General features: G+C 48.6%; 15 protein-coding genes. 11 read left to right on the forward strand and 4 right to left on the reverse strand.

Going from position 1 to position 14,006, the window contains the following annotated elements; translation table 11 throughout:
• Positions 1-37 precede the first annotated feature (37 nt).
• From DAQ1742_RS06580 to flgA, 3 genes are all read right to left on the reverse strand, one after another.
• On the reverse strand, positions 38-475 hold the full coding sequence (locus DAQ1742_RS06580; RefSeq protein ID WP_035343004.1) for a flagella synthesis protein FlgN: 438 nt from the start codon (positions 473-475) through the stop codon (positions 38-40).
• A 4-nt stretch (positions 476-479) separates the two neighbouring features.
• Complete coding sequence (gene flgM / locus DAQ1742_RS06585) at positions 480-779, reverse strand: flagellar biosynthesis anti-sigma factor FlgM (protein WP_035343002.1); 300 nt, start codon at positions 777-779, stop codon at positions 480-482.
• Between the two features lie 145 nt (positions 780-924).
• Positions 925-1,593: a flagellar basal body P-ring formation chaperone FlgA gene (gene flgA, locus DAQ1742_RS06590; protein WP_035343000.1), complete on the reverse strand. Its 669-nt coding sequence runs from the start codon at positions 1,591-1,593 to the stop codon at positions 925-927.
• 177 nt (positions 1,594-1,770) lie between these two features.
• Here flgA and flgB point away from each other — a divergent pair, with 177 nt between their 5' ends.
• From flgB to flgL, 11 genes are all read left to right on the forward strand, one after another.
• The gene (gene flgB, locus DAQ1742_RS06595; protein ID WP_035342998.1) at positions 1,771-2,190 is read left to right on the forward strand and encodes a flagellar basal body rod protein FlgB; all 420 of its coding nucleotides are present in this window, start codon (positions 1,771-1,773) and stop codon (positions 2,188-2,190) included.
• A gap of 36 nt (positions 2,191-2,226) precedes the next feature.
• Positions 2,227-2,631 (forward strand): flagellar basal body rod protein FlgC, encoded by a 405-nt coding sequence (gene flgC, locus DAQ1742_RS06600; RefSeq protein ID WP_035342996.1) that lies wholly within the window; start codon positions 2,227-2,229, stop codon positions 2,629-2,631.
• Between the two features lie 12 nt (positions 2,632-2,643).
• Positions 2,644-3,315: a flagellar hook assembly protein FlgD gene (gene flgD, locus DAQ1742_RS06605; protein WP_035342994.1), complete on the forward strand. Its 672-nt coding sequence runs from the start codon at positions 2,644-2,646 to the stop codon at positions 3,313-3,315.
• A 68-nt stretch (positions 3,316-3,383) separates the two neighbouring features.
• Positions 3,384-4,583: a flagellar hook protein FlgE gene (flgE, locus tag DAQ1742_RS06610; RefSeq protein ID WP_035342990.1), complete on the forward strand. Its 1,200-nt coding sequence runs from the start codon at positions 3,384-3,386 to the stop codon at positions 4,581-4,583.
• Positions 4,584-4,604: 21 nt separating this feature from the next.
• Complete coding sequence (locus DAQ1742_RS06615) at positions 4,605-5,360, forward strand: flagellar basal body rod protein FlgF (protein WP_035342987.1); 756 nt, start codon at positions 4,605-4,607, stop codon at positions 5,358-5,360.
• Between the two features lie 26 nt (positions 5,361-5,386).
• Positions 5,387-6,169 (forward strand): flagellar basal-body rod protein FlgG, encoded by a 783-nt coding sequence (gene flgG / locus DAQ1742_RS06620; protein ID WP_035342985.1) that lies wholly within the window; start codon positions 5,387-5,389, stop codon positions 6,167-6,169.
• A 136-nt stretch (positions 6,170-6,305) separates the two neighbouring features.
• Complete coding sequence (locus DAQ1742_RS06625) at positions 6,306-7,022, forward strand: flagellar basal body L-ring protein FlgH (protein ID WP_035346175.1); 717 nt, start codon at positions 6,306-6,308, stop codon at positions 7,020-7,022.
• Between the two features lie 16 nt (positions 7,023-7,038).
• Positions 7,039-8,148, forward strand: coding sequence for a flagellar basal body P-ring protein FlgI (locus DAQ1742_RS06630; protein ID WP_035342983.1), 1,110 nt, complete (start codon positions 7,039-7,041; stop codon positions 8,146-8,148).
• Positions 8,148-9,089 carry a flagellar assembly peptidoglycan hydrolase FlgJ gene (gene flgJ, locus DAQ1742_RS06635; RefSeq protein WP_408609433.1) on the forward strand — a complete coding sequence of 314 codons (942 nt, stop codon included), beginning with the start codon at positions 8,148-8,150 and terminating at the stop codon, positions 9,087-9,089. The genes DAQ1742_RS06630 and flgJ overlap by 1 nt, the downstream gene beginning before the upstream one ends.
• Positions 9,090-9,231: 142 nt before the next feature.
• Complete coding sequence (gene flgK / locus DAQ1742_RS06640) at positions 9,232-11,154, forward strand: flagellar hook-associated protein FlgK (protein WP_035342980.1); 1,923 nt, start codon at positions 9,232-9,234, stop codon at positions 11,152-11,154.
• A gap of 33 nt (positions 11,155-11,187) precedes the next feature.
• Positions 11,188-12,117 carry a flagellar hook-associated protein FlgL gene (flgL, locus tag DAQ1742_RS06645; RefSeq protein ID WP_180706258.1) on the forward strand — a complete coding sequence of 310 codons (930 nt, stop codon included), beginning with the start codon at positions 11,188-11,190 and terminating at the stop codon, positions 12,115-12,117.
• A 142-nt stretch (positions 12,118-12,259) separates the two neighbouring features.
• Here the strand turns inward: flgL and DAQ1742_RS06650 are convergent, their stop codons facing one another.
• A complete protein-coding gene (locus DAQ1742_RS06650) occupies positions 12,260-13,924 on the reverse strand; it encodes a cyclic peptide export ABC transporter (protein WP_067487166.1) in 1,665 nt (554 codons plus the stop codon).
• Between the last annotated feature and the right edge of the window lie 82 nt (positions 13,925-14,006).

Raw genomic sequence — 14,006 nt, forward strand, 5'->3', positions numbered from 1 at the left:
GCAGGCTGTCTGCTGTTTTCGTTAAACCATCAGCGAGTCAGATACTGACTCTACGTCCTGAGATACTGCTGGTACGAGGCTGACCATCCGAGCCATAAACGGTTTGAGCATGACGGGATTTTAACACTGCAAGGGCTTTTTCGTTATGGTCAAGATGATAGCTGAGTAGCATGCCGTTGTGGCGATTTTGGTTGCGTAATGCTTCACCCAGTTCTGTAATCTGCTGCCATAGTTCTGCCAGCGCGGGCTTATCTTGATAAGGTGCTTGCAAGCGCAGCACTTTCTCTCCCTGCATCCGAATTTTGTCTAAATGCTGAAGGGATGAAAGCAGAGTATTTTTCTTATCGGTAACGACCTGTAGAGCCACACCATCAATCTGACCAGCACAAAGCAATAACTGCTCGTCAGCCAGAATAGCTTCCAAATCGCGCAGGGTAATCAGAAGCTGGGTTAGAAGCTTTACAAGTTTTTCCATAAAATTAGTCGCCTGAAGTTAAGTCCCGTGCGTTTTTGATGATCGCATCGGCAATTTTACCAACGTTCATCTTCAATGAGCCATCACGAATGGCTTGTTTCAACGTTTCAACACGTTGTACGTCGATGTCCTGAGAGGATGGCTGCATCAGTTTTGATTGAGCATCGCTTAACTTCACCTGCGTGCCCGTGACGCCATTTTGTTGTTCAGCACCCTCTTTGCGCTTTATTTTTACCGTATCACCACTATCCCGAGGTTGAACCTGGTTTACTGGTTTGATTGATTGTGTCCGATCGATACTCATGGTCGTCTACTCGCGTCGTAAAGGCATAAATGAAAGATGATACCTCAATAAACGTAATTATTTTCAGAGCCACACGTTTGGGCCCAAGGGTATCATCAACGTCGATGTACATCATATCGGCACCTATTGCTATTACTTTAGCAAATTATTGTGAGATCAGAATCATCCCATCACGGGTTGCAATACCCGATACGACTTGTCCGGATGCAGTGCGAGCTCTGGCGTTCTGGCCTGCGGCAGCGTTGTTCATGGCTTTGCCATCACTACGAACGCTAAACCCTTCTCCTTGCGCCAGAATTTGGACGTTTTGGCCGGCCTGAATAACCCATGACTTACGTACCATGGCCTGAGTGATGGGTTGACCCGGTGCAATATCCCGTAATGCGGTTGCGCCTTCAGCCTCTGTCAGCGACAACAACGTCTTGGGTGGCAACAAGTCTAAGCGACCACGAGTCAGATGGATATCCGTGATTTTAAGCGTGTTGCCTCGGTTAACGGGGACAGTGGTTGCAACGTATTTACCGGTAACTTGTACTTCAACTTGAACAAAATGCCTTTCCTGATTGCAGCGAACAGACACGGAAAGATTGCCCCACATTCTGGCGTTGCCTGGCAGGGATATCTGTGGTGCATCACAGACTGGCCGCTGAGCCTCAGGAGACTTGATGACGACAGTAACTGTATTGTCCGTATTTTTAAAGTTGTCAGAAAAAAAACGGGAAAGTTGAGAAGTTAAATCAGCTGCGTTGGACACAACAGGAGTCAACAGAATACCGAGGATCGATAAGTATATGTATTTTTTGATATACTGCATCAGTTTATGGTTCTCCAGTTTGTGTCAAAGTCGGCGTCAATCCTGCTCAACCAGTGTAACGGCACTTGATTACAGTTAAGGCAATAAATAGCGCTGCATTCTATGCCTATTCTGACGATGATTTTTACAGGATGAGAATTATGCTACCAGCACTAAATTTTAAATTGCGGAGGGAGCATGCTCGACAAATTAGACGCCGCCTTACGGTTTCAGCAAGAGGCGTTAAATCTTCGTGCTCAGCGTCAGGAGATTTTGGCCGCTAACATTGCCAATGCCGATACTCCCGGCTATCAGGCGCGAGACATTGATTTTGCTAGTGAATTGAGCAAAGTGATGGAGCAGGGGCGCGTCTCAAGTCAGTCGGTTGCGTTGAAGTTGACCTCCACCCGACACATTCCCGCGCAGAATGTGCAAGCTCCTGATCTTGATTTGCTCTACCGAGTTCCAACACAACCGGCTCTTGATGGTAATACTGTCGATATGGATAGAGAGCGTACCAACTTTGCCGATAACAGCCTCAAATACCAGAGTAGCCTGACGCTGATCGGTGGTCAGATTAAAGGGATGATGTCGGTACTTCAATCCGGCTCGTCATAACTGTATTGGTAGCGTTAGATATAGGGTTAATGTCTCATGTCGTTACTTAATATTTTTGATATCTCCGGTTCGGCACTTTCAGCTCAATCTCAGCGTCTTAACGTTAGCGCCAGTAATTTGGCTAACGCTGATAGCGTGACCGGACCTGATGGTCAGCCTTACAGAGCAAAGCAGGTTGTTTTTGAGGTTGATGCAGCGCCAGGACAGGCAACTGGTGGTGTGAAGGTTGCTAAAGTTGTAGACGATCCCTCTCCTGAGAAGTTGGTTTTTCAGCCAGGTAATCCTCTTGCTGATGCCAAAGGGTATGTTCGTATGCCCAATGTGGATCCTGTCAATGAAATGGTGAATACCATTTCTGCGTCCCGAAGCTATCAGGCTAACGTGGAAGTATTAAATACCACTAAGTCAATGATGCTAAAGACATTAACTATTGGTCAGTAATCTGGAGAAGCCATGGCTACCACCTCTTCTGTCAGTGGCGTTCAAAGTACATCGTCCACATCGACGTCTTCGTCTATCAGCGGCAATTCCAGTGCTGATTTACAGAATAGCTTCCTGACTTTGCTGGTTGCGCAGTTGAAAAATCAGGATCCGACTAATCCGATGGATAATAACCAACTGGTATCCCAGTTGGCACAGTTAAACACAGTAAGTGGTATTGAGAAATTGAACACCACGCTGGGTTCTATCTCTACGCAGATTAACAGTACTCAGTCTGTTCAGGCCGCATCATTAATCGGCCGAGGTGTATTGGTGCCAGGTTCGTCTGTGTTAGTCGGTAACTCAACCACAACACCATTTGGTGTCGAGCTTGAAAGTGCTGCTGACAGTGCCACGGTCAGTATTACTGACAGCTCAGGTAAGGTAGTGCGCAGTATTGATTTGGGGGCTTTAAGCGCGGGTGTTCACGCTTACTCATGGGATGGCAAAGCCACTGATGGCAGTGCCGCTCCAGATGGTTCCTACACGATCTCGGTATCTGCCACGTCAAATGGTATCCAGAAAACCGTTCAGGCACTGAACTATGCGTATGTCAACGGTGTCGTGACAAATAGTAGTGGAGCACTGCTGGATCTTGGCCTGAAGGGGCAGTCTACGCTGGATAATGTACGCCAGATTTTGTAGTGATTACGAATCGGCACATCACTTTTTATAGTGAATAATAACTTCATTAATATATTCAGGAGAGCACTATGAGCTTTTCTCAGGCGGTCAGTGGGTTAAATGCCGCTTCAAATAATCTGGATGTAATTGGCAATAATATTGCCAACTCCGCTACGGTAGGCTTCAAAGCCAGCGGTATCTCTTTTGCCGATATGTATGCAGGCTCTAATGTTGGGATGGGGACTAAGGTCGCTTCCGTATTACAAGATTTTACTAACGGATCTATTAACGGTACGTCGCGCGCGTTGGATGTAGCAATTAACGGAAGCGGATTCTATCGTTTGCTAGATACTAACGGCAGTGCTGTTTATAGCCGCAATGGACAGTTTACCCTTGATAGTAGCCGTAATATTGTTAACTCTCAGGGACTGAAATTAACAGGATATCCCGCTACAGGTACTCCTCCTGCTATCCAGCAAGGTGCGAGCCCGGTTGCGTTGACAATCCCTGAAACGACGATGTCAGCTAAGTCGACCACGACAGCATCAATTATTGCGAATCTAAACTCGTCAGATAGTACCAAGACGTGGAATTCTACCGATCCTACCAATACGTCGAATTATAAAGGTTCGATCACCACTTATGATAGTTTGGGTAACGCGCATAACTTTGCATTGTATTTCGTGAAAACGGCGGCCAATAGCTGGGATGTTTATGCACAGGATACGAGTATCACAGGGGCTGGCTTCCAGGGGCCGACAACTCTGTCATTTGACTCTAGTGGTGCATTGACCACGACTACGCCAGCAACGTTATCCATGGCTACCTTGAACGGTTCTGCGGCCAGCACTTTCACATTAGCCTTTACCGGCACTGTGCAGCAAAACAGTGGATCTAACAGTACTAAGACTCCAACGCAGAATGGCTATGAACCTGGTGAATTAACCGGCTATAGCATCAGTAATGATGGTACGGTCATTGGTTCGTATTCTAACTCTAAGACCCAGTTACTCGGGCAGATTGCGCTGGCCAGTTTTGCCAACCCTGAAGGGTTGTCTCCACAAGGTGATAATGTTTGGGCTGCAACCAGTAATTCGGGCCAGGCTGTGGTAGGAATGGCGGGGACTGGCAACCTGGGTAAATTGGTCGGTAAAGCGACGGAAAGTTCTAACGTTGATATGAGTAAGGAACTGGTAAACATGATTGTTGCCCAGCGTAATTACCAGTCCAATGCGCAAACCATCAAAACCCAGGACCAGATTCTCAACACCTTGGTTAACTTGCGTTAAGTATTGTAACGGGGATATTGCATGGATCACGCTATCTATACAGCGATGGGCGCAGCGAGCCAGACGCTGGAGCAACAGGCCATTACATCAAACAATATGGCTAACGCCTCGACGCCGGGTTTTCGCGCGCAGTTGGCTGCGATGCGTGCTGTGCCTATCCAGGGGAGCACCAATGAAACTCGTACACTCGTGCTCTCTTCAACTCCGGGGGTAGATACTACCCCCGGTTCGATGGATTACACTGGTCGCTCAATGGACGTCGCGATATCACAGGATGGCTGGTTAGCGGTTCGTACCGCTGATGGCAGTGAAGCCTATACCCGCAATGGGAATATGGAAATCAATGCTAACGGACAACTCACCATCAAAGGTAATGTTGTGATGGGTGACGGTGGTCCGATAGATGTTCCGCCTCAAACTCAGTTGACCATTGGTCCTGATGGTACTATCAATGCGCTCAATCCCAGTGATGCGGCGAATACGGTCACACAGATTGGCCGTCTGAAACTGGTAAAAGCGACGGCGAACGAAGTGGTGCGGAGTGATGATGGTTTTTTTCGTGTATCACCTTCAGCACAGCAGCAGCGAGGCGCAGCATTACAGAATGATGCCACGGTTCGCGTGATGCCCGGCGTACTTGAAGGCAGTAACGTCAATACGGTTGAGTCGATGGTTGAAATGATTTCCAACGCACGCCGTTTTGAAATGCAGATGAAAGTTATTAGCAACGTTGATGATAATTCCCAGCGTGCTAACCAGATACTTGCGATGAATTAAGTGCCCTAGCGCACAGGAGTGACTCGATGATCCGTTCTTTATGGATTGCCAAAACCGGTCTGAATGCTCAACAAACCAATATGGATGTGATATCCAACAACTTGGCGAACGTTAGCACTAATGGCTTTAAACGCCAGCGCGCCGTGTTTGAAGATCTCATGTATCAGACCATCCGCCAGCCGGGCGCACAGTCTTCAGAACAGAGTACTTTACCTTCAGGTTTACAACTTGGTACCGGTGCGCGTCCTGTTGCAACGGAACGTATTCATACTCAAGGGAATATGACCGAAACAGGGAATACCAAAGATCTGGCCATCAACGGAGCCGGTTTTTTTCAGGTGCTGATGCCTGATGGTACGACCGCATATACCCGTGATGGTTCCTTCCAACTGGATGCCAATGGTCAGTTAGTGACATCCAGTGGTTTCCAGGTTCAGCCGGCAATTACGATTCCGGCCAACGCCACAAATATTACGGTGGGGCGTGACGGTGTCGTCTCGGTGACTCAGCAAGGCCAAACCGCGGCTGTGCAGGTAGGCCAACTTAATCTGGCCATGTTTATTAATGAAGCTGGGTTGCAAAATCTCGGTGAGAATTTATATGCCGAAACGGCTAGTTCAGGCACGGCAACACAGAGCACACCAGGCTTGAACGGCGCGGGTACTGTTTTGCAGAAATACGTTGAAACATCTAATGTCAACGTCGCTGAAGAACTGGTTTCCATGATTCAGACTCAGCGTGCGTACGAAATCAACAGTAAAGCGATTTCCTCCACGGACCAGATGTTGCAGAAACTCACCCAGTTGTAATATTGGGGGTGTGGTCTGTTTGTCAGGGTGGCTCTTTTCTGATTGGCTTTTGTAAAGTACATCAGTGAAATAAAGGAGCCGCCCTGCTCTAATTTGTGGATAGATTACTGAAAGTAAGGCGATATCCGTAGTGATGATGAATACAAAGTCGGTTGCGGCATTGCAGCCATGTCGGCCACGTTTGCTGGCATACGTGATGATGTTAACACTGTCCGGCTGCGCCTATATACCTCACGATAAGGTTGTGACAGGCCCAACAACAGCACAGCCTTCAGCGCCTTTACAGGCGATTCCTAATGGTTCTATTTTTCAGACTGGCCAGGCAATGAACTATGGTTATCAGCCGATGTTTGAAGATCGTCGTCCGCGTAATGTGGGGGATACGCTCACTATTGTGTTGCAGGAAAACGTCAGCGCCAGCAAAAACTCTTCCGCTAATGCCAGTCGTGATGCGTCAGGATCGTTTGGAATGACAACGACCCCACGATTATTGGATGGGCCTTTGGGGAATAACCGCGCTGCGTTCAACGCAACAGGAAAGGATGATTTCACGGGTAAAGGTGGCGCTAATGCTAATAACACCTTTACAGGCACGATTACTGTCACTGTCGATCAGGTACTGACTAATGGTAATTTACACGTCGTTGGTGAAAAACAAATTGCGGTGAACCAGGGAACCGAGTTTATCCGTTTCTCAGGGGTAGTAAACCCAAGGACTATCAGCGGCAGCAACACGGTACCGTCAACGCAAGTGGCTGATGCTCGTATGGAATATGTGGGTAATGGTTACATTAATGAAGCCCAGACCATGGGTTGGTTACAACGTTTCTTCCTTAATGTTTCGCCATTCTAAATTGATGAGGCACATGATGCGGATCTCTTCACTCTTTACTCTTTTCTTTGCGTTGCTGGCGATAGTCATACAGCCAGCATCTGCTGAACGTATCCGCGATTTGGTCTCTATCCAGGGGGTACGTGACAATGCCCTTATCGGTTATGGGCTGGTTGTTGGGCTGGATGGTACAGGTGACCAGACCACGCAAACGCCATTTACCACCCAAAGTTTGAACAACATGCTGTCTCAGTTAGGTATTACGGTGCCGGCTGGAACAAATATGCAGTTGAAGAACGTGGCCGCAGTGATGGTGACCGCCAAGTTACCGCCGTTTGCCCGTGCGGGGCAGGCAGTGGATATTGTTGTGTCATCAATGGGTAATGCTAAAAGCCTTCGGGGTGGCACGTTGCTCATGACCCCACTGAAAGGGGTAGATAATCAGGTTTATGCCATCGCCCAAGGGAACGTATTAATCGGTGGTGCTGGCGCTTCCGCCGGGGGCAGCAGTGTACAGGTTAACCAGTTGGCGGGCGGGCGTATCAGCGGTGGTGCAATTATTGAGCGCGAATTGCCCAGCACGTTTGGTACTGGCAACACCATTATGTTGCAACTGAATCAAGACGATTTCACGATGGCCCAAACCATTAGTGATGCAATTAACCGTTCTGGCCGAGGCGGTTCGGCAGCCCCGTTAGATTCACGCACGATTCGTGTTGTGGTGCCCGCGGGGAACAGTTCACAGGTTCGTTTTTTGGCCGATATGCAAAATATCGAAGTCAATGTTGGCACGCTGGATGCCAAGGTTATTATTAACTCGCGTACAGGCTCTGTCGTGATGAACCGTAATGTGCAACTGGATAGTTGTGCAGTGGCTCAAGGCAATTTATCTGTCACGATTAACCAGCAAAATGTCGTCAGTCAGCCCAATACGCCATTGGCAGGAGGGCAAACAGTGGTTACACCGCAAACTGAAATTTCCATGCGTCAGGAAGGTGGTGCATTGCAACGGGTTAACTCCAGTGCCAACCTGAATAGTGTCGTCAGAGCACTGAATGCGCTTGGTGCCACGCCAATGGATTTGATGTCTATTCTTCAGGCGATGGAAAGTGCGGGTTGTCTGAGAGCAAAACTGGAAATTATCTGATGAGCGATATGAAGACGTTTAATAATCCTGCTTATGATACGCAGTCACTCAGCGCACTTAAGCGGGACGTATCCAGCCATCCTCAAAGCCGTGAAGGTATTCGTGCGGTGGCCAGGCAAATGGAAGGCGTCTTCGTACAGATGATGATGAAAAGTATGCGCGATGCCTTACCTCAGGATGGTCTTTTTAGTAGCGATCAGACCAGAATGCTGACCTCTATGTATGATCAACAACTGGCGCAACAGATGTCGTCGGGCAAAGGTCTTGGTCTGGCCGCAATGATTGAAAAACAGATGGCCGGTCAAGGCATGGCGGGTACAGAAGCCCAGGCTTCATCAGTGGCTCCATTCAAGGCCGATAGCCAATTAGCACGAACAATGCCCGCATTTGCATTAGAGCAAATGGTTCGTAAGGCGATGCCGACGTTACCGGAAAAACCGACCGCAATGCCTGTCAGCAGTGCTGAGTTCATTTCGCGTTTGTCTACACCGGCAATGTTAGTCAGCCAGCAAAGTGGTATTCCACACCACCTGATTATTGCGCAAGCTGCGCTGGAGTCAGGCTGGGGCAGCCGAGAGATCCCAACAGCGGATGGCCGCCCAAGTCACAATATTTTCGGTATCAAAGCGGGTTCAGGCTGGGATGGTCCGGTGACGGAAATTACCACTACCGAGTACGAACAGGGGGTGGCTAAAAAAGTGAAAGCAGCATTTCGTGTTTATGGCTCTTATCTGGAAGCATTAAACGACTACGCGCGCTTACTGACTCAAAACCCTCGTTATGCTGCTGTTTCTGCGGCAACCACGGCTGAACAGGCGGCAGTGGCATTGCAGCAAGCTGGCTATGCCACTGACCCTGGCTATGCGAAAAAGCTGGTGAGCATGATTCAGCAGATGAAGCATTCGGGGAAAAGGCGGTTCAAGCGTATACTCGCGATCTGAGCGGGATTTTCTAATTGTTCTCAAGTTTTCTGCCTGCCTGCCGATAGCTATACAAGTTAATTTAATGACGATGGTATTTTTTGTGCCCGGTAACAGGCGTTGTGTCTTATCTGTGCATGAGGAAGAGTAAAAGGAATCCAGCATGGCTAATTTGATTAATACCGCAATGAGTGGTTTGAGTGCTGCCCAATCCGCACTGAGTACGGTGAGTAACAACATCAGTAACCAGGCAGTTACCGGGTATAGCCGTCAAAATGCACTGTTGGTACAGAATAATGGCACAACGACCTCAGCTGGCTATATCGGCAATGGTGTTAACGTCGTTAGCATCAACCGTGACTACAATGACTTTATTTCGAAACAGTTGCGGGCAGCACAGACAACCAGTAGCGCGACGACGTCTTATTACGAGCAAATTTCGAAAATCGATAACTTGTTGTCAAGCAGTTCTTCCAGCCTTTCTACTACAATTCAGGACTTTTTTAAGAACCTGCAAAACCTGACCAGTAATGCCAGCGATTCCTCGGTGCGGCAAACGGTGTTGGGGAAAGCGGCCTCACTGGTAAATCAGTTCAAAGTGACTGACCAATATCTGCGAGATATGGATACCAATATTAATGGTGAAATCTCTGTCACAGTTTCACAAATTAATACTTACGCCAAGCAAATTGCAGACATCAATGATCAGATTATTCGTCTGAAAGGGGCAAACAACGGTGCGTCGCCGAATGATTTGCTAGATCAGAGAGATACGTTGGTTGATAACCTGAACAAGCTTGTCGGTGTTGATGTCGCGGTTCAGGACGGTAATGTTTACAATATCACATTGAAAAATGGCCTGACATTGGTGCAGGGGAAAAGTTACAACACGCTGGTTGCCAGTACTTCCAGCACTGACCCAACCCGAACAACTGTCTCTTATAATGATGTGATAGCGGGTGTGAGTGAGGTGAAGGAAAGTGCTATCACCGGTGGTTCTCTTGGTGGATTACTCAGCTTTCGCACCAGCACGCTTGATAGCGCCCGCAATCAGTTAGGACAGATGGCGCTGGCTTTTGCGGATGCATTCAATCAGCAACATCACGCCGGTTTTGATTTGAATAACGCACAGGGCGGTGATTTCTTCGGCATCGGTACATCAGTGACATTGAAAAGTGCTAAGAATACGTCTAGCGCAGAAGTTGCCTCATCTTATCTTAGTGGTACGTATTCACTGCAATATAACGGTTCTTCCTGGGGGGTTACCCGTGCTGATGGCACAACCGCTACAGCAACGCTCTCTGGCTCTGCACTGAAATTTGATGGTTTTAGCATCGATATTTCTGGCTCAGCGGCATCCGGTGATACCTTCAGTTTTAAAGTCACGCCGGGCAGTTCAACGATTAAGCAAACTGCACCAGCCAGTTCAACATCGACTGCTTCCCTGACGCGTAACGACAACAATTACATTAAAGCGAGTGATTACACCGTTAAATATGTAGGACCTGCATCGAGTGATTGGTCTATTACCCGTTTATCCGATGGTGCAGATTTGTCCTCCTCTGCGACCTACACGGCAGCGAGTGGCTCAACCGCTGCTAGTTTAATTTTTGATGGTATGAAGCTAGACATTTCGGGTACCCCAGCATCAAAAGATGTTTTTACTGTCAAAGGGGTTCGTGATGTTGTCATTGACATGTCTGTGAAAGTGACGGATTCGTCTAAAATTGCTGCCGCAGGTTCATCGCTCACCTCCACAACCGGCGGGGTGAGTGACAATACCAATGCGAAGGCGTTATTGAACTTACAGACAGCTAAAGCTGTTGAGAATAAATCCAGTGTGAGTCAGGCATATGCCGGTTTAGTCGGTGATATTGGGAATAAAACCAGCACGGCAAAAGTGACTGATACTTCGCAAAAAAATGTGGTAAAGCAACTGACCACAGAGCAGCAATCCGTTTCTGGTGTCAACCTTGATGAAGAGTATGGCGATCTGATCCGCTTTCAGCAGTATTACATGGCGAATGCCAAGGTCATTCAAACCGCATCATCAATCTTTGATGCCTTGTTAGCGATCAGAAGTTAAGTTTGTGACGAGAAATAGTTAAGGAATTAAGTTATGCGACTCAGTACTAGTATTATTTTTCAGCAGGGTATGCAAGGCGTCACAGATGGATTGTCTACCTTTAGCAAAACAGGCCAGCAACTTGCGAGCAATACGCGCGTATTGACGCCTTCTGACGATCCTATCGCTGCATCGAAAGCCGTCATGGTAAATCAGGCACAGGCGCAAAATGAACAATACACTTTGGCTCGTACATTTGCTGAAAACGGTATGAATAGCGAGCTTTCTGTGTTGACCAACGTTGTCACTGCATTAACCACCACTAGCACCACATTGGTGAGCGCCGATGGGACAAAAAATGACAATAATCGCCAGCTTATTGCGACGTCTTTACGTGGTCTAAAATCGCAGTTACTCAATCTGGCAAATAGCTCGGATGGTAATGGAAATTATATTTTCGGTGGTTATAAGACAGATTCAGAACCATTTACAAAAGATGCTGCCGGTACTGTTAGCTATGTAGGGGGGAGTCAAGCGATTTCCCAGCAGGTAGACGCTAATCGTGTTATGACTGTGGGGCATATTGGTAGCGAAGTTTTCAATAATGCCAGTGGTACAGCTGATATTTTCAGCGCTCTCGATACGGCGATTGCTGCATTGGAAACCCCCTCTCAGGTGCGACATCAGCAGTGCAAGATGCCAATACTGCCTCTATTAAATCAGCTGCTGCCAGTATTAAGAACGCGAATCACTAACGTTTCATCCGCGCAGGCCACACTTGGTGTGCAGTTGCAAGAGGTGGATACGTTAAACAGCATCGGTACGGATCGCAGTGCTGCCAATAAACAGACCTTAAGCGACCTGTTAGATATTGATTTAGCTGCCACGATTTCCACTTACAAGATGCAACAGCAGTCTTTACAGGCGTCATTTACAGCGTTTACTGATATGCAACAGTTATCGTTGTTCCAGATGAATAAATAACATGGAATAGCGGTTCCGCATTTGAATACGCTTAAACCGGGCGTATTCCTTTTGGCATGGTGCCCTCATGGGTGACATGCCTTTTTTTATATAGGGCAGGATCGTCTACCGGGGCGACGTCAGTCCAATACCAGCCATCGCCTCAATCAGCAGATGTCCCACTTGCCGATGCGGGGGCCCCTGTGATTAGTTGACCGTCATCAAACCGGAGCAACTGATCGGCCAGATGAAAGTAACGGTCATCATGGGTGATCACAATCACCAGTTTATTCTGCGCTTTCAACAGGGGAATAATTTCGGTGTAAAACAGCCGACGAAATCTGGGGTCCTGATCCGCCGCCCACTCGTCAAAGACACAGATTGGTGTGTTTTCACAGTAGGACATGATCAGCGCCAGGCGTTTTTTCTGCCCGGAGGAGAGGTTTGTCGAGGACAGCCGACCGTGGGAGACGCTCACTTTATTGTTCAATTCCAGATCAGTCAGATGTCGTTGGATCATGGCATCATCACCGGGATTACCCCATTCATCCAGCACGTGATCGAACAGGAAGAAATCCGCAAAAATCGTGGAAAACGCCTGCTGGTATTCGGTCAGCGGGATGGTGTCAGACACGATGTCATCATCCAGACTGATCTGGCCCTGATCCGGCTGGTACAAGCCGACCAGCAGTTTTGCAAACGTCGATTTACCGCTGCCGTTGCCGCCGGTCAGAAAGACCGCTTCTCCGCGCCGGAACTGTGCATCGATCGGGCCGATACCAAAGCGGTACTGATCCTCCGCATCTGCCTGATAGTGAAAGGTGAGCTGGTGGACGTTAAGCGTCTGCCATGCCAGCCGCTCTGAGAGTGAATGGTGGCTTGATGGGGCCATGTCGGCCTCGTCCCGGGCCAGCGGCAGCCCTTCGACGTTACGGTAGGAGACGGTAAATTCGCTGAAACGGGATAATGAACTGACGACGTTTTCCACCGGGTCGATCATATACAGGATCACCAGCGCGAAGCCGACGACCGAGTCGGTCGGGATGTCTTTGAAATACAGGCTGGAGCCGAATACCACCAGACCAACCAGAAAAAAAATCAACGTCGATCCAATACTGTTCAGCATCGTAAAGATCAACGATACCCGGACACTGAGATGGCGGATATCGCGGTAATTGGTTTTCAGAACCCGTTCATAAATGAAGTGACGCCGTCTGGCATTAATGCTCAGCTCCTGGCTGCCGTCGACCATCATCTGCATGCCCTGAAACAGCGCATCTTCATAGTGGCGCAGGTGCTTGAAATGGTGCAGCCCATAACGCAGGAAGACGCTGGCGATCAGTCCGAGCAGGATGATAAGCGCCGTGGAAACCAGAAACAGACGCCCAGAGAGATAACTCATGTAACTCAGACAGAGCACCACCGTGATCAGGCTGTAGATGAACTCCGGCAGGATCAGCAGGCCTTCCGACAGCTTGGCCGCATCGGTTTTTAGCGCGGCCAGAATTCGGTGCCCGCCGATGCGTTCAATGATGGCATAAGGCGTTGACAGCAGACGGCGGGTGAGTGAGTCCCTGAATTCATAAACGACGCGGGCCCCCAGCCTGGCCAGCAGATAGCGGGACATCAGGCCGAACAGCAATACCGCCGAGACCGCCAGTAAAAACCAGACAAAAGGTGTGACGCTGGCAGCGGACTGGCTGGTCATGGCACCGATCTGCAGGGTAATGATCTTTAGCATGCCAATACCAGACAGCGCGCTGATGGTACTCAGCACCGTGGCCAGCAGCACCTGCCATTTGAAACGGACAACGATAAGTTTGAACATCCGTTTTTCCTGTTTTTCCTTGTTATTCAGTATAAAACCGCCGGTTGTGACAACCGGCGGGGATGAACGACAGTACGGTGGC

It is taken from the genome of Dickeya aquatica, from assembly GCF_900095885.1.
GTDB classification, from domain to species: Bacteria; Pseudomonadota; Gammaproteobacteria; order Enterobacterales; family Enterobacteriaceae; genus Dickeya; species Dickeya aquatica.